The sequence below is a fragment of the Rhizobium album genome (assembly GCF_003122325.1).
GTDB classification, from domain to species: Bacteria; Pseudomonadota; Alphaproteobacteria; order Rhizobiales; family Rhizobiaceae; genus Metarhizobium; species Metarhizobium album.
Genome location: NZ_QFBC01000006.1, coordinates 109,080 through 132,279 on the forward strand (window position 1 = coordinate 109,080; position 23,200 = coordinate 132,279).

Genomic DNA, 23,200 nt, shown 5'->3' on the forward strand with positions numbered 1-23,200 from the left:
AATTCTCAAGGGGTATAGACTTTATGGCTGAGGCACTCACCAAGAAACTGACGGTTTCCGCGACCGATGTCGCTGTCCAGATCAGCAACATGAACAAGTGGTACGGCGACTTCCATGTGCTGCGCGACATCGACCTGAAGGTCATGAAGGGCGAACGCATCGTCATCGCCGGCCCGTCGGGCTCCGGCAAGTCGACGATGATCCGCTGCATCAACCGGCTGGAGGAACATCAGTCCGGAAATATCGTCGTCGATGGCATCGAGTTGACCAACGACCTGAAGAAGATCGACGAAGTGCGCCGCGAAGTCGGCATGGTGTTCCAGCACTTCAACCTCTTCCCGCACCTGACCATCCTGGAAAACTGCACGCTGGCGCCGATCTGGGTTCGCAAGATGCCGAAGAAGGAAGCCGAAGAAGTGGCGATGCACTATCTGAAGCGCGTCAAGATCCCGGAACAGGCCAACAAGTACCCCGGCCAACTCTCCGGCGGCCAGCAGCAGCGCGTGGCGATCGCCCGCTCGCTGTGCATGAAGCCGAAGATCATGCTCTTCGACGAACCGACCTCGGCGCTCGATCCGGAAATGGTCAAGGAAGTGCTCGACACCATGGTGAGCCTGGCCGAAGAAGGCATGACCATGCTCTGCGTCACCCACGAAATGGGCTTCGCCCGCCAGGTCGCCAACCGCGTCATCTTCATGGACCAGGGCCAGATCGTCGAACAGAATTCGCCGGCCGAATTCTTCGACAACCCGCAGCACGAGCGCACCAAGCTCTTCCTCAGCCAGATCCTGCACTAGGCAGGCACGGCCTGCGAACGGCAACGGTCGTCCGCAGGCCTCTTCGGCGATATCCCGAAGGGATGCGACAAAGGGGTGTACAAACACGATTTTAGCAGTTGCGATGCCGGGGGGAACCGTGTATCTCCCCGTCATTGCCGGCACGGAGTGTAGCGCAGTCTGGTAGCGCATCTGGTTTGGGACCAGAGGGTCGGGAGTTCGAATCTCTCCACTCCGACCACTTCAGGTGGTTGATGCCGTCATATAATCACCGTTTGTAAATCTTCCGAATTTCCGCTTTGCGACAGCAATGGGGGACAAATCGCTTGACCTGCCACCGGCACGGGAATCGCCGAGGACTGGGAGAAAGCCGGCATTGGAAACAGGGCGGGAAAACTTGAGGCGTTCTTAACGTCTTCCCGTCATTGTGGATTGATAAACTCCGCCGACACCGTTATTTGTCCCATAGGATTCGACTTGGGGCTGTACAGGCCAAGGGGAGAATCGTTCCGCTTCGGCAAGCTGCGGCTCGTCCGCCACGCCTGCCGGCGGGAATATGGTGACACGACTTTGGAGCATGGTGCCAATGCCTGCGAAGATTTATCGTCCTGCAAAAACCGCAATGCAGTCCGGCAAGGCGAAGACGCATCTCTGGGTGCTGGAATTCGATCAGGACCAGCCGCGCACGATCGATCCGATCATGGGCTATACCTCCTCCGGCGATATGCGCCAGCAAGTGAAGCTGACCTTCGAATCGCAGGAACAGGCGGAAGCCTATGCCCAGCGCAACGGGATCGAATACCGCGTGATCCTGCCGAAGGAAGCAACACGCAAGGCCGTTTCCTACTCGGACAACTTCAAGTTCAACCGCACGCAGCCCTGGACCCACTGAGGCTGCCCGACAATACCGCGGAAGGTGGCGTCTTCGTCACCCTCCGCAGCTACAATCAGATCGCAAAGGCGATTCGGTCCCTTAGCTCAGCTGGATAGAGCACCTGCCTTCTAAGCAGGTTGTCGCAGGTTCGAATCCTGCAGGGATCGCCACTCCCCCGAAAAATCCAATCAGTTGACGTTTCCGATCTGGCGGCTGGAGACCCTGTCTCCTTCGTGGATGCCGAGTGCCGCGGCGGTGCCGCCGTTCAACTCCAGCACATACATCACCGAACCGTTGGAGGAGATGATGTCCTCGGAATACGGCACGGCATTATGATGGATGCGGTGGATCGAACCGTTCTTGCCGATGAACAGCATGTCGAGCGGCAGGTCGGTGTTTTTCATCCACATCATCACCGGCCGGCTTTCGCCGAAATCGAAGAGCATGCCGGCATCCCGCCCCATGCTCTTGCGAAACATCAGGCCCCGCTCACGCTGGGCCGGCGTAACCGCAAGATCCACGGTGAATTGATGCTTGCGCCCCCCGGTCGAGGTGATCGTCAATAGCTCCGAAGAAAACTTGACCTCATCGGCAAAAGACGAGGTGGCAGCGAGCAACGACAAAAAAAGCGCCAGCACGGCGCTTTTCAAATATCCGGCAAAAGAAGCCATCGGCATCAGTGCGAACGCGTCGACGGATTGGGCATGTCCGGATGGATTTCCGCCGCCATCAGACCCTTGTCGCCGTCGCCGAAACGCACCAGCACAGTCTGTCCCGGACGAAGCTCCGTCAGGCCGAAACGACGCAGGGTTTCCATGTGGACGAAAATGTCCTCGGTGCCTTCGCCGCGCGTCAGGAAACCAAATCCCTTGGTGCGATTGAACCATTTTACCAGCGCCCGCTCGAGGCCGCTCGTCGGCGTAACCTGCACATGCGTGCGCACCGGCGGCATCTGCGAAGGATGCACGGCCGTCGATTGATCCATCGACAGGATCCGGAACGCCTGATAACCCCGGTCGCGCTTCTGAACCAGAGCAACGATGCGGGTTCCCTCCAAAATCGTCTGATAGCCGTCGCGGCGCAGGCAGGTCACATGCAGAAGAACATCCTGCATGCCGTTATCTGGAATGATGAAGCCAAATCCCTTGGCAACGTCAAACCACTTCACGACTCCCGTCACTTCGATCAGCTCAACAGGTTCGCTCGAAAGCTCTTCGAAAAATGCGACGCCCTTCGACGAAATCTTGTCCACCATATTCTGCCAGCCCCTCGAACACGCGTCACTTCGTTACGGTTAACTGATTCTTGACGAACAGATTAACATCGTGGCGATGCATCAGCGCAAGTCCTAGTTTTCATTTTACCCAAATCGATTTTTAGCTGCGAAGGCTTGCTTGAAGCTGATTTCAAGCCAAATATCTGGCCGCAATGACAAAAGGAGAATAGTCGGATGCGCTACCTTCACACGATGGTGCGAGTGAAAGATCTCGAAGCCTCGCTGCATTTCTATACCAAGCTCTTCGGCCTCACGGAAATCCGCCGCATCGAGAACGAAAAGGGCCGCTTCACCCTGGTTTTCCTCGCCGCCAGTGACGATCTGGACGCTGCCCGCGCCAACCTCGCCCCCTGCGTCGAACTCACCTACAACTGGGATACGGAAGACTATACCGGCGGCCGCAATTTTGGCCATCTGGCCTATGAGGTCGACGATATCTACGGTTTCTGCCAGCACCTCATGGATAATGGCGTGACGATCAACCGGCCGCCGCGCGACGGCCATATGGCCTTTGTCCGCTCGCCGGACGGCATTTCCATCGAGATCCTGCAGAAGGGCGCGAACCTGGCGCCGGCGGAGCCCTGGGCTTCGATGCAGAACACCGGCAGCTGGTAAAAATCGCAGCCACGCGGCAGGCGCCCGCTTGCCGCGTGAAAGCTTAGCGCAAGTCACGCATGTTTTAAGTCCTTCGATTTTGGCAATACCGGGTGCCGGCAAGTCTCATGCGCCATTCCGGTACGGTCGCATCCACATGATTGTGGAGCGGCCGCGCGAACGAAGGAAATATGTCTTGTTTTTGTGCACGAAGCAGGAATTGCCGCGGAAACGCCATGGCTTCGGCCCGGCGCTCATGGTCTCCGTCTTCGCCCTGTCGCTGGCGGGCTGTGTATCGTCCCCCTCGGGATCGCTGACGGCCGATGGCGGCGATCTGATTACCAACAGCACCAAGACAACCGGGCAGAAAAAGCAGAAGCTGCACGCCACGCAACAGGTCGAATCCACGACCGATGAGGCGGCGCTGCCGCCGATCGACGGCGAGACCGACCTCAATTCGCCCTCCCCCGAAATGCAAGCCGATGCGGCAACACAGACACCTGCCGACATCGGCGGTCTGACGATGCAGTCGACGGGAATCAATGCGAGCCGCTCCAGCATTTTTTCGACACGCACGGCGCAACCCGTCGATACCGGCGAAACGATGTCGGACGTGCCGGCCTATGCGCCGACATCGGGGGTAAACCCCGCCTTCAACAGTGTCTACAGCCGCTCCCCGGCAACGGACGCGCAGCCGGTAGCAGAAGCCTCGGACAAGGTTTCCGATGCCCGTAACAAGGGCAAGAAGGAGAAGATGGCCGCCGGTGACAAGCCGATCAACGCGCTGGCCTTCCGCAACAACGACTATATCGGCGCCGACGACCTGCCGCTGTCCATGGCCGCCAGCTTCTACGCCTCCAAAGATCTTTATACGCCCGGCGACGAGAATGACGACAAGCCAGCGGGCCTGATGAAGCTCGCTTCGCTGTCCGGCCTGGCGCGTGCGGCGGCCCACGGGCTGAAGATCCAGAATGGCGGCGTCAAGGTCGGCTGCTTCAAACCGGAACTGGTGGGCCTGATCAAGGCGGCGGAACGGCATTTCGGCCGCACCGCCGTGGTGACCTCGGGCTACCGCGACGTGGCGCACAATCGCCGCGTCGGCGGCGTCGAAGGCTCCATGCATCTGAGCTGCAATGCCGCCGACATGCAGATCGATGGCGTGTCGAAGTGGGATCTCGCCGCCTTCCTGCGCTCGCAGCCCGGCCGCGGCGGCGTCGGCACCTATTGCCACACAGCATCCGTGCATATCGACACCGGCAGGACCCGCGACTGGAACTGGCGCTGCGGCCGCCGGGAAGCCTGAATCCATCTGGCAGCCGCAATCTCCCCCTCCTCGCAAACGGCCTGCGCATAACGGGTCGTTTTGTCATGAAGGTCGCCCGGGCCAATTTCCGGGTGCCGGCAAAGCCGTGCGGCGTGATCGGCATCACCCCTGCAAATCGATCCCGCCGTCATTTTTCCGTGGATAAGCCCTTGTTTTTAAGCGTTTATCAACAGATTTTTCAGATGCGCCAGCGACTGTCATTTTTTTGAAAAAAATCGAATTTCCGGCTTGCGCGATTTTTATGTCCTGACTATAAGGGCGCCACAGCACGCGCCCTTCGTCTATCGGTTAGGACGTCAGATTTTCATTCTGAAAAGAGGGGTTCGACTCCCCTAGGGCGTGCCACTTTCCCTTACGAAAACAAGATCTACGACAGAACGCCTCAGGTGTTTTGACAGGTTGCCTGCACCATCCTCAGATGGCGAGGGCGGCATCGAGAACGCGGATCTGCACGCGCCTCGTTCCCTGCCAGAAATCGGCGCTGAGCGTGCCGGCGACATGGATCTGCCGGCCGCGGGAATTCAGGAGCATGTCGCCCAGGGCGGTTCCCCCCGCTCTGAACGCGATGCCTTCCAGCCGGGCACGATCCGCCGCCTCCAGCGTCACCTTGATATGCGAGGCGCCGACCAGGCGCGAATCCGCCAAGCGGTGCATGGGGACGGCGAAAATCGGCTGCGGGTGGCCGGATCCGTAGGGACCGGCCGTTTCCAGCTGGTCGATCAGCTCGAGAGTGGCACCGGAAGCGCCGAGCGCGCCGTCGATCTTCAATGACTGGTTGGAGACGAGCGAGGCGACCCCCTTCTGGGCACGTTCTTCGAAGAAGGTCCGCAGCCGGCCAAGATTGCCGCGCTCCACCGTCAGCCCCGCCGCCATGGCGTGACCGCCACCCTTCACCAGCAATCCCTCGTCCAGTGCCCCACGCACCATCCTGCCGAGATCGAAGCCGCTGATCGAGCGGCCGGAGCCGGTGCCCTTGCCCGACGGGTCGAAGGCGATGGCGAAGGCGGGACGGCGGAATTTTTCCTTGAGCCGCGCCGCCAGCAGGCCGACGATGCCGGGATGCCAGCCTTCGCGCGCGGTGACGATCACCGAGGCGCTCGAACCGTCGCCATATTCGGCAGCGGCCTCGGCTTCCGCCTCTGCCAGCATCGCCGCTTCCATCGCCTGGCGTTCGCGGTTGAGGTCATCCAGCTGCGCGGCAATGGTTTCCGCCTGGGAATTGTCGTCGAGCGTCAGCAGCCGGCTTCCCAGCGCCGCATTGCCGATTCGTCCGCCGGCATTGATGCGCGGGCCGATCAGAAAACCGAGATGATAGGGTGTCACCGGCCCGCCCAGCCCCGCCTTGCGGAACAGTGCGGCCAGGCCGGCATTGCCCATATGCCGCGCCGCCAGCAGTCCCTTGACCACATAAGCGCGGTTCAGCTCCTTCAGCGGCACGACGTCGCAGACCGTCGCCAGCGCCACCAGGTCGAGCCAGGCGAGAAGATCAAGGGTGCGGGCGCGCGGATCGCCGCCTTCGCGCAGGACTTTTGCCGTGGCGACCAGAACGAGGAAGACGACGCCGGCGGCGCAGAGATGCCCCTGCCCCGACAGATCGTCCTCGCGATTCGGATTGACCAGCGCATGGCAGGCCGGCATGTCGTGCGACATCTGGTGATGATCGATGACGACGACGTCGATGCCGCGCCTGGCCGCGGCGGCGAGCGCGTCGTTGCTGGTCGAGCCGCAATCAACGGTGACGATCAGTTCGGCGCCCTCGTCGATCAGGTGATCGATGGCGGCGGGATTGGGGCCATACCCTTCGAAAATGCGGTCCGGAATATAGATCGTCGCCTCTATACCGAAATGACCGAGGAAACGCGACATCAGGGCTGAGGATGCCGCCCCGTCGACGTCGTAGTCGCCAAAAATCGCCACCTTTTCGGCGGACCGGACCGCCCGCGCCAGGCGTTCCGCCGCCTTGCCGCAATCCGCCAGCGTCATCGGGTCGGGCATCAGGGTGCGGATGGTCGGATCGAGGAAAGCCATGGCCTCGTCGACGCCGACGCCGCGGCCGGCAAGCACCCGCGCCGTCAGGTCCGGCAGCCCGTGGACCTGGGCGATCGCCAGCGCCCGGTTCTGCCCCGCCTGGTCAAGGCGGGACACCCAGCGCTGGCCGGAGACCGAGTTTTCGACGCCAAGAAAGGCGCGCGGGACGGGATCGGGCGAAAGATCGGCCATTATGGCTCCTCGTTTGATGTCGTCGCGCCGTCGTTCGGCATGGCCCGAACGAACCGTCCTTGCCGGCGGATGGTCAGGCCGTCTTCGGCCGCTCGATGCGGATGACCTGCGGTTCGCCGATCAGATACCCTTCTCCCTTGATGGCGGCAACGGCCTTGCGGACCGCATCCTCCATCGTCGCATGGGTGACGAGGATGATCGTCTTCGGCTCGGCGGCCTCGACATGGTGTTTCGGCCGTTGGACGATCGATTCCAGCGAGATACGGTTTTCGGCCATGCGGGCGGCGATGCTGGCGAACACGCCGGCGCGGTCCTCTACCGTCATGCGGATGAAATAACCGCCTTCGTGGCTCTGGATCTGCGCCCGCTGGTAAGGTGCGAGTTTTGCGGCAGGACGGCCGAGCGCCGGTACCTGCTGGGCACCCGGGCGGCTCTTGGCGATGTCGGCGATATCGCCGAGCACGGCGGAGGCCGTGGCATTGCCGCCGGCGCCAGGGCCGACCATCAGGAGTTCGCCGAGGATATCGGCCTCGATCGCCACCGCATTGGTGACACCATCGACCTGGGCGATGACCGAATCGAGCGGCACCATCGTCGGATGGACGCGCTGTTCGATGCCACTTTCGGTGCGCTGGGCGACGCCGAGCAGCTTGATGCGGTAGCCGAGATCGGCGGCCGCATGGATGTCCTCGATGGAGATGTTGGTGATGCCTTCGAGATAGATGTCATCGGCGGCGATCTCGCTGCCGAAGGCGAGCGTCGTCAGGATGGCGAGCTTGTGGGCGGTGTCGTTACCTTCGATGTCGAAGGCCGGATCGGCTTCGGCATACCCCAGCCGCTGCGCTTCCTTGAGGCAATCGGCGAAGGACAGGCCTTCCTTCTCCATCTTGGTGAGGATGTAATTGCAGGTGCCGTTCATGATGCCATAGATGCGCGAGACGGTGTTGCCCGTCAGCGATTCACGCAGCGCCTTGATGACCGGAATGCCGCCTGCGACGGCCGCTTCGAAGTTCAGCAGCGCGCCCTTTTCTTCCGCCAGCGCAGCCAGCGCCACGCCGTGGCGGGCAAGCAGCGCCTTGTTGGCGGTGACGACATGCAGACCGCGCGACAGGGCCGCCCTCACTGCGTTGTCGGCCGGATCTCCGGCGCCACCCATCAGTTCGACGAAAACGTCGATATCGGCCTTGGCAGCCAGCTCGATCGGATCGTCGTACCAGGTGATATCAGTAAGGTCGATGCCCCGGTCCCGCGTGCGGTCACGGGCGCTGACGGCCGTGATCGTAATCGGCCGGCCGCAGGTAACAGCCAGCTTTTCGCTGCGATCCTGAAGGATGCGCGCCAGGGAAGCACCGACGGTGCCCAGGCCCGCAATGCCGATTTTAAGGGCATCTGACATAAATTTTTTCCTGATTTGCTTTGGATGGAAGAAGCGGCCGCGGGCGCGGCCGCCTTGGTCAACGATGCGCGTTCAGCGAAATGACGTTGTGCATCGTATTTTCGGCCGTCGACAGGAAGCGCTTGAGATTGCGCGCCGCCTGCCGGATGCGGTGTTCGTTCTCGACCAGCGCGATGCGGACATATTCGTCGCCCTGCTCGCCGAAGCCGATGCCCGGCGCCACCGCGATGTCGGCCTTCTCGACCAGGAGCTTGGAGAACTCCAGCGAGCCGAGGTGGCGGAATTTTTCGGGGATTTTTGCCCAGGCGAACATGGTCGCGGCCGGCGGCGGCACGTCGAAACCGGCCTTGCCGAAGGCATCGACCAGCACGTCGCGGCGGCGGCGGTAAACGTTGCGGACCTCGGCGATATCGGAACCGTCGCCGTTCAGCGCGTGGGTCGCCGCCACCTGGATCGGCGTGAAGGCGCCGTAATCGAGATAGGACTTCACCCGCGTCAGCGCCGCGATCAACCGTTCGTTGCCGACGGCGAAACCCATGCGCCAGCCGGGCATAGAAAAGGTCTTCGACATCGAGGTGAACTCGACGGCGACGTCCATCGCGCCAGGCACTTCCAGCACCGATGGCGGCGGCGCGTCGTCATCGAAATAGATCTCGGAATAGGCAAGGTCGGAGAGCACGATGATGTCGTGCTTTTTCGCAAAGGCGATGACGTCTTTGTAAAAATCCAGCGAGGCGACGAAGGCGGTCGGATTGGACGGATAGTTAAGGATCAGCGCCAGCGGCTTCGGGATCGAGTGTTTTACGGCACGCTCGAGCGGCGGGAAGAAGCTGTCGTCCGGCTCGACCGACATGGAACGGATCACGCCGCCGGCCATCAGGAAGCCGAAGGCATGGATCGGATAGGTGGGGTTCGGGCACAGGATGACGTCGCCCGGCGCGGTGATCGCCTGCGCCATGTTGGCGAAGCCCTCCTTCGAGCCGAGCGTGGCGACAACCTGGGTTTCCGGATTGAGCTTCACGCCGAAGCGGCGGGCATAATAGGCAGCTTGCGCGCGGCGCAGGCCGGGAATGCCCTTGGAAGAGGAATAACGGTGGGTGCGCGGGTCCTGCACGACTTCGCAGAGCTTGTCGACGATCGCCTTGGGGGTCGGAAGATCCGGGTTTCCCATGCCGAGATCGATGATGTCGGCCCCGCCCGCTCGCGCGCTCGCCTTCAAACGGTTGACCTGTTCGAAGACATATGGCGGCAGACGCCGGACTTTGTGGAATTCTTCCATCTTTCACCCCATGGAAAGCGCAGTTTTTGCCTGCGTGCGAGTTCATCCTGTTCGAAGGTCCCGGCCACGAACTCCAGTGCGCCGGAAAGACATGCATGCTATGAAGTTGCGGTATTTCTTAGGCGTCTGGCGGCGGCTTTCTGCCGCCAATCGACCGGTGAAACCGACCCGCCCCTTGCGAAAAGGCTTTGCGGCCAAAACGGCGGAAAGGCAAGCCTTAATTGGCGATCTCGGCCTGCGCCTGCGCACCATGTTCCGCAGCCAGCTTGCGCATTTCGGCGACACGCCGCTGATATTCGGCTTCGCTGATGGCGCCCGAGCGGCGCGCATGTCCGAGAGAGGCCAGCCGTTGCTGCATCGTCGTCGCCTCGTCGTCGCTCATCTGCGCATTCGCGGCGGTGAGCGGATCGGAAAAACTCGGATAGGCGCCGGTGTTGCGCGGAGCGGTCTCGCGTTGCAGCGAGGCGCCATCGGCCGTCACGGTCACGACGGGCTGGGCCTGGGTCGGCGGCAACGGCTGAGTCGAGCAACCGGCCGCAGTGGCGGCAGCCGCGATCGCCGCGCCGAGAATCGCCGTTCGTGCCGTTTGCCGGATAATGACCATGTGCCCGCCTCGAAAATCACCAAATGCTGCCGCATCGACGCGGACAGTTAATTTTACTGCCGCCCCAATGCAAGCCACATGAATTCGCTTCGCTGGCTCTTGTATTGAATTTCGTGCAGAATGTACAAAAGAAAACAATAAAGAGTGCGCCGGAGGGAAATGCGTGACCGACGACACCCAGCAGTCCAGAGACAACGGCGCCTTCGCGGGCTTCGATCCGGAAACCGTAAAACCCTACGTCGTCAAGGATCCCGAGGCGATGGCGCTGAATTTCGCCCGGACGCTGGAAAACCTCGGCAAGGCGGCCTCGGCCTGGCTCGAGCCGCGCGAACGCGGCGAGATCCAGGACCCGGCAACAGATCCGATGGCCGACATGGTCAAGACCATGTCGAAGGTGACGGAATACTGGCTTTCCGACCCGCGCCGGACATTCGAGGCACAGACCCAGCTTCTCTCCAGCTATTTCGGCATCTGGTCGCGCACGCTGAGCAAGATGAACGGCGAGGCCGTGCCGCCGGAGGATGAGGCGATCAAGAAGGAAAAGCGTTTCGCCGACCAGGACTGGCAGCGCAATCCCTTCTTCGATTTCCTGCGGCAAGCCTATTTCGTCACCGCCGGCTGGGCCGAAAAGATGGTGGCGGAGGCCGAAGGCCTCGATCCGCATACGCGCCACAAAGCGGCCTTCTATACCAAACAGATCACGGCCGCCCTGTCGCCGGCCAATTTCGTCGCCACCAATCCGGAACTCTACCGCGAGACGGTGGCGACCAGCGGCGCCAATCTCGTCAAGGGCATGGCGATGCTGGCCGAAGACATCAAGGCCGGTGGCGGCGACCTGAAAATGCGCCAGACCGACGCGACGAAATTTGCCGTCGGCACCAACATGGCGCTGACGCCGGGCAAGGTGGTCGCCCAGGACGACGTCTGCCAGATCATCCAGTACGATGCCGCCACCGACACGGTGCTGAAACGGCCGTTGCTGATCTGCCCGCCGTGGATCAACAAGTTCTACATCCTCGACCTCAACCCGCAAAAATCCTTCATCAAGTGGTGCGTCGAACAGGGCCATACGGTGTTCGTGATTTCCTGGGTCAATCCCGACGAGCGCCACCGCGACAAGGACTGGTCGTCCTATGCCCGCGAAGGCATCGACTTCGCACTCGACACGATCGAGAAGGCGACCGGCGAGAAGGAAGTCAATGCCATCGGCTATTGCGTCGGCGGTACGCTGCTTGCGGCGACGCTGGCCCTGCACGCCAAGGAGAAGAACAAGCGCATCAAGACGGCGACGCTGTTCACCACGCAGGTGGACTTCACCCATGCCGGCGACCTGAAAGTCTTCGTCGACGAGGAGCAACTGGCGGCGCTGGAAGAGCAGATGCAGGCGACCGGCTATCTCAAGGGCTCGAAGATGGCCACCGCCTTCAACATGTTGCGCGCCTCGGAGCTGATCTGGCCCTACATGGTCAACAACTACCTCAAGGGCCAGGCGCCGATGCCCTTCGACCTGCTCTACTGGAATTCCGATTCCACCCGCATGGCGGCGGCGAACCATTCCTTCTACCTGCGCAACTGCTACCTCACCAATGCGCTCGCCAAGGGCGAGATGGTGCTGGACGACCAGGCCCTGTCCTTGAAGGACGTCAAGATCCCGATCTACAACCTCGCCACCCGCGAGGACCACATCGCCCCGCCGAAATCGGTGTTTCTGGGCAGCCAGCTGTTCGGCGGGCCGGTGGACTTCGTCCTTTCCGGCTCCGGCCATATCGCCGGCGTCGTCAATCCGCCCGACAAGCACAAATACCAGTTCTGGACCGGCGCTAAGCCGAAAGGCGAATACGAGGACTGGACGAAGGACGCACAGGAAACCGCCGGCTCCTGGTGGCCACACTGGCACGGCTGGATCGAGGCGCACAACGACAAGCGGGTGCCGGCCCGTAAACCGGGGGGCACGGCACTCAACGCCATCGAAAACGCCCCCGGCTCCTACGTGCTGGAACGGTCCTGATTGCTCGCCGCCCCATGATCTTCGATCCGCCCCTCGTTCCCGCCACGCTGGTGCAGCGCTACAAGCGTTTCCTTTTCGACGCGATCCTCGACAGCGGCGAAGCGATCACCGGCTCCTGCCCGAACACCGGCTCGATGCGCGGCCTGACGAGGCCCGGCTCCCGCATCTGGATGTCGGAGCATGAGAGCAAGACGCGCAAATACCGCCACATGTTCGAGATGATCGAGGTGGGGGACTTGCCGGTCGGGATCAATACCGGACTGCCGAACCGGCTGGCGGAAGAAGCGATCCGCGCCGGCCTCGTCGGCGATCTCGGCAGCTACGACGAGATTGCGCGCGAAAAGAAATATGGCCGCGGCTCGCGCATCGACATCCTCCTGTCTTCGCCAGGTCGCGCCGCCGCTTACGTCGAGGTGAAGAACGTCCATTTTTCCCGCGTGCCGAAACTTGCCGAATTCCCTGATACGGCCACCAAACGTGGCACCAAGCATCTGGAGGAACTCGGCGACATGGTCGAGGCCGGCCATCGGGCGGTGATGCTCTACCTGGTGCAGCGGCAGGATTGCGAGATGTTGCGCATCTGCGCCGATCTCGACCCGGTCTATGCGCTGGCCTTCCGCCGCGCCGTCCAGCGTGGCGTCGAGGCCTATGCGGTCAAATGCCGGGTGACACCCTTCGAAATTCGCCCTTGCGGATTGATCCCGATAGACGAACCCGGCATAGCTGCATTATGAACGACGGGTAACAGCATTTCCGAAAGCAGTATGATGGTAACCTATATCGAGGCGCTCTCCGCGCCGATGAAGAACACCGGCGCGATCCGCCTCTACGGGCAGGACGGCTTCGACGGCATGCGCAAGGCGAGCCAGCTGACGGCGCGCTGCCTCGATGCGCTGGTGGACATCGTCAAGCCGGGCGTGACGACCGATGCGATCGACCGATTCGTGCTGCAATACGGCCTCGACCATGGCGCCCTGCCCGCGACGCTGAATTACCGCGGTTACACAAAATCCTCCTGCACCTCGATCAACCATGTGGTCTGTCACGGCATTCCCGACAACAAGCCGCTGAAGGAAGGCGACATCGTCAATATCGACGTCACCTTCGTGCTCGACGGCTGGCATGGTGATTCCAGTCGCATGTATCCGGTCGGCGAAATCAAGCGCTCGGCCGAGCGCCTGCTGGAAGTGACCTACGAATGCCTGATGCGCGGCATTGCCGCCGTCAGGCCCGGCGCCCGCACCGGTTCCATCGGCGAGGCGATCCAGGCCTATGCCGAGGCCGAGCGTTGTTCGGTTGTGCGCGACTTCTGCGGCCACGGTATCGGCCGGCTGTTTCACGATTCGCCGAACATCCTGCATTACGGCCGCGCCAACGAAGGCCCGGAACTGCGCGAAGGCATGATCTTCACCATCGAGCCGATGATCAATCTCGGCCGCCCGCACGTTAAGGTGCTTTCGGACGGCTGGACGGCGGTTACCCGCGACCGGTCGCTCTCGGCGCAATACGAGCATGCCGTCGGTGTCACCGCGACGGGCTGCGAGATCTTCACCCTGTCGCCCGCCGGTCTCGACCGGCCCGGCCTGCCATCACGGTAAAACCCATGACAAAGCTCCCGGCCGGTTCGACAGAAGACAATTCCGCTTTTGCCGCCGACCTTTTCAAGGGCGCAAACGACGATGACGTCGGCATGGACGAGCGTGCCTTTTTCGCCGAGCAGGCGGCAAAGCCGCCGATGCTGAACAAGGCGTCGAAACTGCCGGATACCGACAAGGACGCGCACTACCACGGCCACCGGGAGAGGCTGCGCACGCGTTTCCGCGAACAGGGCGACACCGCGCTTGCCGATTACGAAATCCTCGAACTCCTGCTCTTCCGGCTGATCCCCCGGCGTGACACCAAACCGGTGGCAAAGGCGCTGCTCGACCGGTTCGGCACGCTTGCCGGTGTTTTCGGCGCACCGGCGGCCCTGCTCCAGGAAGTCAAGGGCGTCGGGGAAGCCGTGGCACTCGACCTGAAGCTCATCTCCGCCGTCGCCCATCGCTCTTTGAAGAGCGACCTGCGCGGCCGGCAGGTTCTGTCCTCCTGGTCGTCGGTCATCGATTATTGCCACGCGGCCATGGCGCACGAACCGCGTGAACAATTCCGCATTCTCTTCCTCGACAAGCGCAACACGCTGATCGCCGACGAGATCCAGGGCAAGGGCACCGTCGACCATACGCCGGTCTATCCGCGCGAAGTGGTGAAACGCGCCCTGGAACTGTCGGCTACAGCCTTGATTTTAGTGCATAATCACCCTTCCGGGGACCCAACCCCGTCGCGTGCCGATATCGACATGACGCAGTTGATCATCTCGACGGCCAAGCCGCTCGGCATCACCGTGCACGACCACATCATCATCGGCAAGGACGGTCATGCCAGCCTCAAGGGGCTGAGACTGATCTGATTGAAAACGGGTTAGCTGCCAATTTTCACCCGTAAACGCCGCAAACAGCCGCTAACGAAACGGTTATATTGATCTGTTAATCATGTTCGGCGCACGCTTGATGCAGTGCAATATGATTCTTTTCTCCGGGGCTTTTCATGATTAAATACGATCTCATCGTCGTCGGCAGCGGACCGGCAGGGCGCCGGGCTGCGATCCAGGCGGCCAAACTGGGCAAGAAGGTGCTCGTGATTGAACAGGGCAAGCGGGTCGGCGGCGTTTCCGTCCACACCGGCACGATCCCGTCGAAGACGCTGCGCGAAACCGCCCTCAATCTTTCCGGCTGGCGTGAGCGCGGCTTTTACGGCCGCGCCTACCGCGTCAAGCAGGAAATCAGCGCCGAAGACCTGCGCCGCCGCCTGCTGATCACCCTGGACCATGAAGTCGAGGTGCTTGAACACCAGTTTGCCCGCAACCGGGTGCAAAGCATTCGCGGCAAGGCCAAGTTCGTTACGCCGGACACGCTGTCGATCGAGAAGGATGACGGTGAAATCGTTCACGTTGTCGGCACCAGCATCCTGCTCGCCGTCGGCACGAAGCCGTTCCGGCCGGACTACATGCCGTTCGACGGCAAGACGGTGCTCGACAGCGACGATTTGCTGGAAATCGAAGAACTGCCACGCTCGATGGTGGTCATCGGCGCCGGCGTCATCGGTATCGAATATGCGACGATTTTCAGCGCTCTCGACACGCAGGTGACGCTGATCGATCCGAAATCGACGATGCTCGACTTCATCGACAAGGAAATCGTCGAGGATTTCGCCTATCAGTTGCGCGATCGCAACATGAAGCTGCATCTCGGCCAGAAGGCCGACAAGGTCGAGAAGCTGCCCGATGGCAAGGTATCGGTGCTGCTCGACAGCGGCCGGAGAATCGTCAGCGACATGCTACTTTTCGCCGCCGGACGCATGGGCGCAACCGATACGCTGAACCTCGCCGCCGCCGGCTTGGAAGCCGACAACCGCGGACGTCTTTCCGTCAATCCGGAAACTTTCCAGACCTCGGTGCCGCACATCTTCGCCGCCGGCGACGTCGTCGGTTTCCCGAGCCTCGCCTCGACGTCGATGGAACAGGGCCGTATTGCCGCCCGGGTCGCCGTCGGCGCCATCGCCAAGGAGCCGCAGAAATATTTCCCCTACGGCATCTATGCCGTGCCGGAAATCTCCACCTGCGGCCTGACCGAAGAAGAGGTGAAGCAGCGCGGCATCGGCTACGAATGCGGTGTCGCCCGCTTTCGCGAAACCTCGCGCGGCCATATCATGGGTCTCGATAGCGGTCTCCTGAAGCTGATCTTCTCGTTGAAGACGCGCCGTCTTCTGGGCGTGCACATCGTCGGCGAAGGCGCAACGGAACTGGTGCATATCGGCCAGGCCGTTCTGAACCTCAAGGGTACCGTCGAATATTTCGTCGAGAACACCTTCAACTATCCGACGCTGGCCGAAGCCTACAAGATCGCCGGCCTCGACGCCTGGAACCGCATGGGCGAGATCAAGCACGAGGAATGACGGGCGACGCTCGTTCCCTCACCCGTCGCGCCATGCAAGTTTCTCCATGCCGGCCCTCCGGCATGGCCTCGCTCTCCCTGAGACCGTTTATAGTAAGGTTGACGAAGTAGTTTCATCGTTCATTTTTATTGAACGGTTTGTCAACCGCGCTTCTCACGCACTCGTTACGCCATGTTATCGGCGGTCGATTGTTTCGGTCATGGTCCTTCGCTAGCGTCCGGTTCAAAGCAACCCGGCCGAGCGATCGAGAACCATGCTGCAACAGATATTTCTGACGACCATCGTCCTTCCCCTCGTTCTTGGCGTGCTGCTTTCCATTGCCGGCAACGGACATTCTTTGGCTCGGCTCGCCTTTACTGCATTGGCTATCCCGGTGGCCGCAGCGCTCGTCAGCATGGCGATCGAAGGCGTGCCGCCGCTGCCGCCCGTCGCCGCCAAGCAGAAATTTCCGCTGCTCTTGATCGGCGCCGGCATCGTCTTCGCCCTCCTTCCCTTCGTGCTGAAGCAGGGTTTCGGCAGACTGGTGGCGATCATCCTTGCCGTCATCTCGCTTGCCATTCCGGCCTGGTGGCTCGGCCGCAACGTGCTTGCCGTCAATCCGGTCAAGGCAACGACAGTGGCAATCGTGCTGGTGATCCTGTCGGCGCTGTTGGCGCTGTTTTCTGCAAACCGCAACGGCCAGACGCGGCAATCCGCTGCCGCTGCCCTTCCGGCAGCCCTTCTGTGGACGGCGATCGCCTCGGCGCTGGCGGCGATTTTCGGCGGTTATATCGGCATGGCACAGATGAACGGCGGCCTGGCGGCCCTCTTCGGCGGATGGCTGCTGGTCCGCTACGTCTCCTACCTGCGCGGCGCCGACGATGCTTTCGCGTTGACCGGAATGGCGGCCTTCGCGGCGATCTGGACGGCAGCCCTGTCGCTGGCGATGACGGTGCTTTTCGCGCCGAGCGCCGCACCGGCAGCACTCGTCCTCGCAGCCCTGCCGCTGGCCGTCGCCTATGCGCTGCAGGCCCGGGGCGTCGACCTGAGCGGCCAGCCCCGCTTCCTGCGGCCGCTGGTTTCCGGCGTCATCACCGCTATTCCGGCCGTCTGCGCCATTCTGATTGCGGCCCTGCTCCAGGCATGAGGCCGCCCGTCGTCCGGGTTTTCCCGGCAACCACAGCCCCAAAGGGCATATGATAGGAGAAACTGATGAAACTTTCGGGCCTTATTGCCGCCGTCGCCGGCGTTCTCATGGCTGGTTCGGCTTTCGCCGCCGATGCCTATGACATCGACCCGGCCCATGCCTGGGTTGGTTTCAAGACCAATCATGCCGGCTGGGCGCATGCCCATGGCGCCTTCAAGACCGTCTCCGGCAGCATTTCCTTCGACAAGGAAGACGTAACGAAGAGCAGCGTCGAGATCACCATCGATGCCTCCAGCATCGACACAAACGACGACAAGCGCAACACGCATCTGAAGAGCCCCGACTTCCTCAACGCCGAGGAATTCCCGCAGATCACCTTCAAGAGCACGGCAATCGAAAAAACCGGCGACAAGACCGCCAAGGTCACTGGCGACCTCACTTTGCTGGGCACCTCCAAGCCGGTTACCCTCGACGTGACCTGGAACGGCGAGTCGCCGCTGCCATGGGATGCCAACACCATCAAGACCGGTTTCTCCGCTACCGGCTCCTTCAACGGCGTCGACTTCGGCATCACCAAGATGGCCGATTTCGGCCTTGGCCCGGACATCGCCCTCGATATCGACGTCGAAGCGGTCAAGAAGTAAGCATTTCCGCAGATACAATAGGCAGGCGGCCGGATCTGACGATCCGGCCGCTTTCTTTTGCGCACAAAAAACCCCGCCGGCGGCGGGGCTGATCGTTTGGCCAGGAGCGCCATCCGGAGATGGCGCCGCCAGCTTTGATTATTCGGCGCTGTCGTCGGCCTTCTTCTTCGAAGCGGCCTTCTTCTTCGGAGCAGCGGCTTCTTCGCCTTCTGCAGTCTCGGCCTTGGCAGCCTTCTTCTTCGGCGCAGCCTTCTTTTCGTCAGCCTTTTCCGAGCCTTCGGCTTCGTCGTCGGCCAAGAGCTCTTCCTTCGTTACCTTCTTGTCGGTGACGTCGATTTCCGAGAGCAGGTGATCTACGACCTTTTCTTCAAACAGCGGTGCGCGCAGCGAAGCGGAAGCGCCCGGCGTCTTGCGGAAGAAATCGAGGATTTCCTTTTCCTGGCCCGGGAACTGGCGAAGCTGCTCATAAAGAGCGCGCTGCATTTCTTCGTCGCTCACCTGGATGCCGGCCTTCTCGCCGATTTCCGAGAGAACGAGGCCGAGGCGAACGCGGCGCTCGGCAAGCTTGCGATATTCTTCGCGCGCCTTTTCTTCGGTGGTGTCTTCGTCTTCGAAGGTCTTGCCGGACTGGGCGAGATCGGTGTTGATCTGGCGCCAGATGTTGTCGAACTCGGCGTCGACCAGACGGCCGGGGGTTTCGAACTGGTAGACTTCGTCGAGCTGGTCGAGGATCTGGCGCTTCACCTTCTGGCGGGCCACGGACGAATACTGGCTTTCGATCTGGCCGCGAACGACTTCCTTCAGGCGGTCGGCGGATTCGATGCCGAGCTTGGAAGCCAGGTCGTCATTGATCTCGACGGCGCCGGGAGCGGCAACTTCCTTGACGGTGATGTCGAAGGTGGCTTCCTTGCCGGCGAGGTTTGCAGCCGGATATTCGGTCGGGAAGGTGACGGTGATGACCTTCTCGTCACCGGCCTTCAGGCCGACGAGCTGCTCTTCGAAGCCCGGAATGAAACGGTTCGAGCCGAGAACCAGCTGGGCATCTTCGTCCTTGCCGCCGTCGAACGGAACGCCGTCGACCTTGCCGAGGTAATCCATCGTGACGCGGTCGCCATCGGCGGCCTCGCCGTTCTTCTCTTCGTAGGAGCGGGCGCTCTCGGCGATCTTCAGGATCTGCTCGTTGACTTCTTCATCGGCGATCTCGACGACTTCGCGCGTGACCTTGATGCCGGCGGTCGACTGGATCTCGATCGGCGGGATGACTTCGTAAGACAGGGTGAATTCGAAATCGGCCTGAGCGGACAGGATCTTGTCGGCTTCTGCTTCATCTTCGGTCATCTTGACGTCGGGCTGCGTCGCGGACTTTTCACCGCGCTCGGACAGGATCGACGTCGGCTGGTCGCGGACGATCTCGTTGACGAGTTCGGCCATGATCGACTTGCCGTACATCTTCTTGAGATGCGAGACCGGCACCTTGCCCGGACGGAAACCGTTGATACGGATCTTGTCCTTGGCTTCCGCCAGACGCTCGTTCATGCGAGCTTCCATGTCCTTGGCCGGAATGACCACCTTGATTTCGCGCTTCAGCCCTTCAGCGAGCGTTTCGATAACCTGCATCTTCTTACCTTCATTTCATGGCGGCCGTGCCCTGACAGCCGTTGGTTTCGACGAGCACGACGCCGGAATTCAATTCCCGGACGTGGCTTTAAAATGCAATCCATTGGCATTTTGACGAGCAAAATGGCGCAGTGGTCCCAAGCAAACGTGAGGTAGCCTCTCCCCCGCCGCTGCGGCAGTCTTGGTGCGGGTAGAGAGACTTGAACTCCCACGCCTTGCGGCACCAGAACCTAAATCTGGCGTGTCTACCAATTTCACCATACCCGCGTTCCTGAACCGCATGACACTGCTGGCGCATGAGGCCGTCCGGAGCGCGGCGTCTCTATATCACCCGTTCGCCCCGGCGCAAAGGAAAAATGAAGCTTGGATGACGGTGAAAAAGCCTCTTTTTTGGCCTGCCGCCTCAATAAAGAGGCTCGTCATAGACCGGCTTGCCATCCATCAGCAGACTACGGATCTGCGCCTTGCCGCCGGACGACACGCGGGCGGCAATCGTCAGCGCTTGCTCGTTGCGGGCCTGCTCAAGCGCCTTGCCCTCGCCTTCCGGCACATAAAAGCGCTCGATGCCATACTGCACCTGAAGACCGCTATCGGAGTACGGCGGATAGAACTGGAACGGCAATGTCTTCAGCACGACGTTTCCGTCCGTCGGCTCCAGGCGCTCGAAGGACGCTTCCCTGACGGTCCAGAATTCGTCCGCTCCCTTGGCAAGCCTCACCCAGAGTACAGCCTTTTCAGCCTCTTTCGGTTGCTGTCCGACGATGGCCGAGGCGGGAACGACGGACGCCTCGTAGTTGAGGACGACATAATCGCCGCGCAGCAGGTCTCGCGGATCGACCGGAGCGGTCTTCAGGAGAATTTCGGTGCCGGACCGGAGGATCGCCGCACGGCTGCCGATGATGTAGCCGAGGATACCGGTCTGCAGCACGCAGACGGCAAGTGCTGCAAGAAGAATGCGGAAAAACCGGGTCATGCCTTCACCTCCGCCGCCCTGCCGGCAAGGCGTTTTTCAAGCTGGATGACGGCCCAGGCCGTAAAGCCGACCACCAGGCCCGAGACGAGGAAGAGACCGGAGGTGCCGATGATCGAACCGACGGTCATCGACGAGAGATACAGAATCTCGCCGGCAAAGACGATGTAGCCGAGATACCGGACGACACCATTGTCCCGCCCGCACACCGCAATCGACGTGACGGCGGCGATCATCGTCAGCACGCCCACCACCAGGCGGCCCATCGATTCGTCATATTCGATGTGCAGCAGGCCAAGGCCGATCATGCACAACAGGCAGGTGTAGAAGGCGGGCGCCGCGCCGGCGCGTTTTGCTGCCGGATGGATTGGCGACTGCGACAGGCCCGCCAGCAGGAAACCGACGGCGCCGACAATGGCGAGCAGGATGGCGGTCGGCACGCTGTCATGGCTGAAATAATACCAGACCAGCCAGGCCAGCATCAGCAGGTAGGCGAGATGGCGCACCTTCTCGGCCTTCGTGTAATAGACAAGCGCCATGACCACCAGCGCCATGGCCGGCACGACAAGCGCCGGCAGCAGGTTCCAGTCGAAGTCGAAATCGCTGCCGAGTGAGATGAAATAACCCCAGGCGAGAAAGCCGGTGATCGCCGTGAGCGCGCCGGAGCGGAACGCAACGGCCGAAAACGCCGCCGCCGCGAACCAGGCCGTCATCATGTCTGAGGCATCGCCGGACAGGTGGTACATCTGGCCGATCAGCGACATGGCGCCGCCGAAGGTCATCGTGCCCATGATCAGGCTGGCCGCCGCCAGACCCTTTCGACCGCGCGCGAGAAGAAGCGCTGCCGCGCCGTGAAAGACCCAGATCAGCCCGACGAGCGTGCCGACGCGCACGAGACGCGGAATGGCCTCCCAGTTCGAGGCAACCAGCATCAGGATCGCCGCCGAGATCAGCACTGCAGCCAGGATCACCAGGAACTGGCCGACGCTGAAACTCGACTCCCGCGAATCCAGTTCCTTGAGCAGGCTGTCGGCGACAGGACGCGCGATCAACCCCTTCTCGACCCAGAGCCCGAGATCCCTCTCCAACCTGCCACGATACATTCCGACCCTCCGCACGCCGCACCGGCGCCTTTCCTCAGAACGCGCCACGCAGGCTTTATATTCGCCGATCGCACCGCTGTCGCCATGGCGGACGAGCGAAACCGCAAACGCCAAACAAGCCATGCATTCCACGCATGACTTCCATGTGCATATTGCGCTGCACAAAACGGGGTAAAACAGCCTATGGTTCTTGTGTCGAGCGGCAGCGGAAAGAGCCATGACGGCTCTGTCATCTGTGGACCCGGGGCCCTTTCCGGAAACAGCAGGACGCTGCTTCGACAAACAAGACTTTGACAGCGACAATTGTCGCGAAACGGCTTCGGAGCAGCGCACTCCTCCTCCCAGCGCTTCTCCGATCGGACTGACGGCACTCCTCCTCCCAGTCGTCAGTCACATCAAACACGCCCACCGGACCTCCTCCCCCGGTGGGCGTTGTTGTTGTTACCCCCGCCCCGGCGCCCTCGCCTCACTGCCTCCTCCCCAGCCGTCCCATGCCCCCGTCAGGACTTAACCGCGCCTTAACCAGTGTGGCGGAAGTGGTGACGAATGCTTACAAAATGGTCAGCAAAAAGGCGGAAAACCCGCCTTGAAATGCATAAGGCGCATAGGTGGCATGTGGCATTGGCTCTTTTGGTTTTTTGCGCCGCAACATATATTCCTCTCATCGAATTGAACGGCGCCGAAGGGCAGCCGGCAACACTGAGGAAAAGGGGTAAGACCATGAACATCGCACGCAGCTTCAATTCCTGGCGCAAGTATCGTCAGACCGTTACCGAACTCGACCGCATGAGCAACCGCGAACTGCACGACCTCGGTATCGACCGTTCCGACATCCGCCGCGTTGCCCGTCAGGCCGTCGGCTTCTGATTACTGCTCCACCGGCCCTGCCGGAACGGAGTTCGAAAAACGCCCCTGGCAACCGCCTGGGGCGTTTTCGTTTGCGCAATTGTTAATCGGCATTCACCGTTGCGGCGCAAATAAGATGCCCATTTTCCGGCCCTTGGCGAATTCTTGGACATTGCACTGCACAAATGCATAGCAGTCGCTCGTTTTTTGCACTGCACATTTTTGTTTTACAAGCGTATAAAGTGGTCAATCGCTGATGCGGACAACACCGCAAGAGCAATCCAACAAGCTTAGAGGAAACCACCATGAACCCGCTTCGTATCGCCAAGAACTGGATCTCCTACCGCCGCACGCTCGCCGAACTCGGCAACCTGTCCAACCAGGCTCTGACCGACATCGGCATCACCCGCTACGACATCCGCAATATCGCTTCCCGTTCGTTCCGCTAATCGCGGATGCTGATTTCGGGAATGCCCAAAACGGCGCCATGTTGGCGCCGTTTTCGTTTTTGGCCTTCGGTAATCGCCGAGCGGCAGTCTCGACGGCAAGTCCC

23 protein-coding genes and 4 tRNA genes are annotated in these 23,200 nt (G+C 61.4%); 16 read left to right on the top strand and 11 right to left on the bottom strand.

Going from position 1 to position 23,200, the window contains the following annotated elements; genetic code table 11:
• Window positions 1–23: 23 nt before the first annotated feature.
• From DEM27_RS15050 to DEM27_RS15065, 4 genes are all read left to right on the top strand, one after another.
• Window positions 24–797 carry an amino acid ABC transporter ATP-binding protein gene (locus tag DEM27_RS15050; protein WP_109459079.1) on the top strand — a complete coding sequence of 258 codons (774 nt, stop codon included), beginning with the start codon at window positions 24–26 and terminating at the stop codon, window positions 795–797.
• Between the two features lie 143 nt (window positions 798–940).
• A tRNA-Pro gene (locus tag DEM27_RS15055) sits at window positions 941–1,017 on the top strand.
• A gap of 345 nt (window positions 1,018–1,362) precedes the next feature.
• Window positions 1,363–1,668, top strand: coding sequence for an ETC complex I subunit (locus tag DEM27_RS15060; RefSeq protein WP_109459080.1), 306 nt, complete (start codon window positions 1,363–1,365; stop codon window positions 1,666–1,668).
• 75 nt (window positions 1,669–1,743) lie between these two features.
• A tRNA-Arg gene (locus DEM27_RS15065) sits at window positions 1,744–1,820 on the top strand.
• An 18-nt stretch (window positions 1,821–1,838) separates the two neighbouring features.
• Here the strand turns inward: DEM27_RS15065 and DEM27_RS15070 are convergent.
• Window positions 1,839–2,321 carry a DUF192 domain-containing protein gene (locus DEM27_RS15070; protein WP_109459279.1) on the bottom strand — a complete coding sequence of 161 codons (483 nt, stop codon included), beginning with the start codon at window positions 2,319–2,321 and terminating at the stop codon, window positions 1,839–1,841.
• 5 nt (window positions 2,322–2,326) lie between these two features.
• On the bottom strand, window positions 2,327–2,905 hold the full coding sequence (locus DEM27_RS15075) for a cold-shock protein (protein WP_109459081.1): 579 nt from the start codon (window positions 2,903–2,905) through the stop codon (window positions 2,327–2,329).
• A gap of 195 nt (window positions 2,906–3,100) precedes the next feature.
• Between DEM27_RS15075 and DEM27_RS15080 the strand changes: the two genes are divergently transcribed.
• Together DEM27_RS15080 and DEM27_RS15085 are read left to right on the top strand one after the other, a co-directional pair.
• The gene (locus DEM27_RS15080; RefSeq protein ID WP_109459082.1) at window positions 3,101–3,541 is read left to right on the top strand and encodes a VOC family protein; all 441 of its coding nucleotides are present in this window, start codon (window positions 3,101–3,103) and stop codon (window positions 3,539–3,541) included.
• 175 nt (window positions 3,542–3,716) lie between these two features.
• On the top strand, window positions 3,717–4,823 hold the full coding sequence (locus DEM27_RS15085) for a YcbK family protein (protein ID WP_165823441.1): 1,107 nt from the start codon (window positions 3,717–3,719) through the stop codon (window positions 4,821–4,823).
• A 123-nt stretch (window positions 4,824–4,946) separates the two neighbouring features.
• Here the strand turns inward: DEM27_RS15085 and DEM27_RS34015 are convergent, their stop codons facing one another.
• Window positions 4,947–5,114, bottom strand: coding sequence for a hypothetical protein (locus DEM27_RS34015; RefSeq protein ID WP_165823442.1), 168 nt, complete (start codon window positions 5,112–5,114; stop codon window positions 4,947–4,949).
• On the opposite strand from DEM27_RS34015, the gene DEM27_RS15090 reads away from it, so the two are divergent.
• Window positions 5,115–5,189 (top strand) — tRNA-Glu (locus tag DEM27_RS15090).
• A gap of 69 nt (window positions 5,190–5,258) precedes the next feature.
• Here DEM27_RS15090 and recJ read toward each other — a convergent pair.
• The 4 genes from recJ to DEM27_RS15110 form a co-directional block, all read right to left on the bottom strand.
• Window positions 5,259–7,064 (bottom strand): single-stranded-DNA-specific exonuclease RecJ, encoded by a 1,806-nt coding sequence (recJ, locus tag DEM27_RS15095; RefSeq protein WP_109459084.1) that lies wholly within the window; start codon window positions 7,062–7,064, stop codon window positions 5,259–5,261.
• 73 nt (window positions 7,065–7,137) lie between these two features.
• Window positions 7,138–8,460, bottom strand: a complete 1,323-nt coding sequence (locus tag DEM27_RS15100; RefSeq protein ID WP_109459085.1) for a homoserine dehydrogenase — start codon at window positions 8,458–8,460, stop codon at window positions 7,138–7,140.
• Window positions 8,461–8,518: 58 nt separating this feature from the next.
• A complete protein-coding gene (locus DEM27_RS15105; protein ID WP_109459086.1) occupies window positions 8,519–9,739 on the bottom strand; it encodes an LL-diaminopimelate aminotransferase in 1,221 nt (406 codons plus the stop codon).
• Between the two features lie 217 nt (window positions 9,740–9,956).
• Window positions 9,957–10,343 carry a hypothetical protein gene (locus DEM27_RS15110; RefSeq protein WP_109459087.1) on the bottom strand — a complete coding sequence of 129 codons (387 nt, stop codon included), beginning with the start codon at window positions 10,341–10,343 and terminating at the stop codon, window positions 9,957–9,959.
• Between the two features lie 163 nt (window positions 10,344–10,506).
• Between DEM27_RS15110 and DEM27_RS15115 the strand changes: the two genes are divergently transcribed.
• The 7 genes from DEM27_RS15115 (at window position 10,507) to DEM27_RS15145 (ending at window position 18,111) form a co-directional block, all read left to right on the top strand.
• Window positions 10,507–12,351, top strand: a complete 1,845-nt coding sequence (locus tag DEM27_RS15115; protein WP_245445855.1) for a PHA/PHB synthase family protein — start codon at window positions 10,507–10,509, stop codon at window positions 12,349–12,351.
• A 14-nt stretch (window positions 12,352–12,365) separates the two neighbouring features.
• Window positions 12,366–13,085 (top strand): DNA/RNA nuclease SfsA, encoded by a 720-nt coding sequence (gene sfsA, locus DEM27_RS15120; RefSeq protein ID WP_109459088.1) that lies wholly within the window; start codon window positions 12,366–12,368, stop codon window positions 13,083–13,085.
• A gap of 33 nt (window positions 13,086–13,118) precedes the next feature.
• A complete protein-coding gene (map, locus tag DEM27_RS15125) occupies window positions 13,119–13,949 on the top strand; it encodes a type I methionyl aminopeptidase (protein WP_165823456.1) in 831 nt (276 codons plus the stop codon).
• 5 nt (window positions 13,950–13,954) lie between these two features.
• The gene (gene radC / locus DEM27_RS15130; RefSeq protein WP_109459090.1) at window positions 13,955–14,797 is read left to right on the top strand and encodes a RadC family protein; all 843 of its coding nucleotides are present in this window, start codon (window positions 13,955–13,957) and stop codon (window positions 14,795–14,797) included.
• A gap of 137 nt (window positions 14,798–14,934) precedes the next feature.
• Window positions 14,935–16,341, top strand: a complete 1,407-nt coding sequence (gene sthA, locus DEM27_RS15135; RefSeq protein WP_109459091.1) for a Si-specific NAD(P)(+) transhydrogenase — start codon at window positions 14,935–14,937, stop codon at window positions 16,339–16,341.
• A gap of 253 nt (window positions 16,342–16,594) precedes the next feature.
• Window positions 16,595–17,467: a hypothetical protein gene (locus DEM27_RS15140; protein ID WP_109459092.1), complete on the top strand. Its 873-nt coding sequence runs from the start codon at window positions 16,595–16,597 to the stop codon at window positions 17,465–17,467.
• 65 nt (window positions 17,468–17,532) lie between these two features.
• Window positions 17,533–18,111, top strand: coding sequence for a YceI family protein (locus DEM27_RS15145; RefSeq protein ID WP_109459093.1), 579 nt, complete (start codon window positions 17,533–17,535; stop codon window positions 18,109–18,111).
• A gap of 138 nt (window positions 18,112–18,249) precedes the next feature.
• Here the strand turns inward: DEM27_RS15145 and tig are convergent, their stop codons facing one another.
• The 4 genes from tig to DEM27_RS15165 form a co-directional block, all read right to left on the bottom strand.
• The gene (tig, locus tag DEM27_RS15150) at window positions 18,250–19,728 is read right to left on the bottom strand and encodes a trigger factor (protein ID WP_109459094.1); all 1,479 of its coding nucleotides are present in this window, start codon (window positions 19,726–19,728) and stop codon (window positions 18,250–18,252) included.
• 182 nt (window positions 19,729–19,910) lie between these two features.
• Window positions 19,911–19,995 (bottom strand) — tRNA-Leu (locus DEM27_RS15155).
• A gap of 136 nt (window positions 19,996–20,131) precedes the next feature.
• Window positions 20,132–20,701, bottom strand: a complete 570-nt coding sequence (locus tag DEM27_RS15160; RefSeq protein WP_109459095.1) for a GDYXXLXY domain-containing protein — start codon at window positions 20,699–20,701, stop codon at window positions 20,132–20,134.
• Entirely contained in the window at window positions 20,698–21,801 is a 1,104-nt protein-coding gene (locus DEM27_RS15165) for a DUF2157 domain-containing protein (RefSeq protein ID WP_109459281.1), read from the bottom strand. Before DEM27_RS15165 ends, DEM27_RS15160 begins: the two co-directional genes overlap by 4 nt.
• A 720-nt stretch (window positions 21,802–22,521) precedes the next feature.
• On the opposite strand from DEM27_RS15165, the gene DEM27_RS15170 reads away from it, so the two are divergent.
• Together DEM27_RS15170 and DEM27_RS15175 are read left to right on the top strand one after the other, a co-directional pair.
• Window positions 22,522–22,668, top strand: a complete 147-nt coding sequence (locus tag DEM27_RS15170) for a DUF1127 domain-containing protein (protein ID WP_109459096.1) — start codon at window positions 22,522–22,524, stop codon at window positions 22,666–22,668.
• 284 nt (window positions 22,669–22,952) lie between these two features.
• The gene (locus tag DEM27_RS15175) at window positions 22,953–23,096 is read left to right on the top strand and encodes a DUF1127 domain-containing protein (protein ID WP_109459097.1); all 144 of its coding nucleotides are present in this window, start codon (window positions 22,953–22,955) and stop codon (window positions 23,094–23,096) included.
• Window positions 23,097–23,200 lie beyond the last annotated feature (104 nt).

Coding starts and splice junctions, on each gene's coding strand:
- DEM27_RS15070 (WP_109459279.1), bottom strand. CDS start 2,321: ATGGCTTCTTTTGCCGGATATTTGAAAAGCGCCGTGCTGGCGCTTTTT.
- DEM27_RS15145 (WP_109459093.1), top strand. CDS start 17,533: ATGAAACTTTCGGGCCTTATTGCCGCCGTCGCCGGCGTTCTCATGGCT.
- DEM27_RS15140 (WP_109459092.1), top strand. CDS start 16,595: ATGCTGCAACAGATATTTCTGACGACCATCGTCCTTCCCCTCGTTCTT.
- DEM27_RS15060 (WP_109459080.1), top strand. CDS start 1,363: ATGCCTGCGAAGATTTATCGTCCTGCAAAAACCGCAATGCAGTCCGGC.
- tig (WP_109459094.1), bottom strand. CDS start 19,728: ATGCAGGTTATCGAAACGCTCGCTGAAGGGCTGAAGCGCGAAATCAAG.
- DEM27_RS15100 (WP_109459085.1), bottom strand. CDS start 8,460: ATGTCAGATGCCCTTAAAATCGGCATTGCGGGCCTGGGCACCGTCGGT.
- radC (WP_109459090.1), top strand. CDS start 13,955: ATGACAAAGCTCCCGGCCGGTTCGACAGAAGACAATTCCGCTTTTGCC.
- DEM27_RS15175 (WP_109459097.1), top strand. CDS start 22,953: ATGAACCCGCTTCGTATCGCCAAGAACTGGATCTCCTACCGCCGCACG.
- DEM27_RS15050 (WP_109459079.1), top strand. CDS start 24: ATGGCTGAGGCACTCACCAAGAAACTGACGGTTTCCGCGACCGATGTC.
- DEM27_RS15165 (WP_109459281.1), bottom strand. CDS start 21,801: ATGTATCGTGGCAGGTTGGAGAGGGATCTCGGGCTCTGGGTCGAGAAG.
- DEM27_RS15170 (WP_109459096.1), top strand. CDS start 22,522: ATGAACATCGCACGCAGCTTCAATTCCTGGCGCAAGTATCGTCAGACC.
- recJ (WP_109459084.1), bottom strand. CDS start 7,064: ATGGCCGATCTTTCGCCCGATCCCGTCCCGCGCGCCTTTCTTGGCGTC.
- DEM27_RS15110 (WP_109459087.1), bottom strand. CDS start 10,343: ATGGTCATTATCCGGCAAACGGCACGAACGGCGATTCTCGGCGCGGCG.
- sfsA (WP_109459088.1), top strand. CDS start 12,366: ATGATCTTCGATCCGCCCCTCGTTCCCGCCACGCTGGTGCAGCGCTAC.
- sthA (WP_109459091.1), top strand. CDS start 14,935: ATGATTAAATACGATCTCATCGTCGTCGGCAGCGGACCGGCAGGGCGC.
- DEM27_RS15160 (WP_109459095.1), bottom strand. CDS start 20,701: ATGACCCGGTTTTTCCGCATTCTTCTTGCAGCACTTGCCGTCTGCGTG.
- map (WP_165823456.1), top strand. CDS start 13,119: ATGGTAACCTATATCGAGGCGCTCTCCGCGCCGATGAAGAACACCGGC.
- DEM27_RS15075 (WP_109459081.1), bottom strand. CDS start 2,905: ATGGTGGACAAGATTTCGTCGAAGGGCGTCGCATTTTTCGAAGAGCTT.
- DEM27_RS15105 (WP_109459086.1), bottom strand. CDS start 9,739: ATGGAAGAATTCCACAAAGTCCGGCGTCTGCCGCCATATGTCTTCGAA.
- DEM27_RS15080 (WP_109459082.1), top strand. CDS start 3,101: ATGCGCTACCTTCACACGATGGTGCGAGTGAAAGATCTCGAAGCCTCG.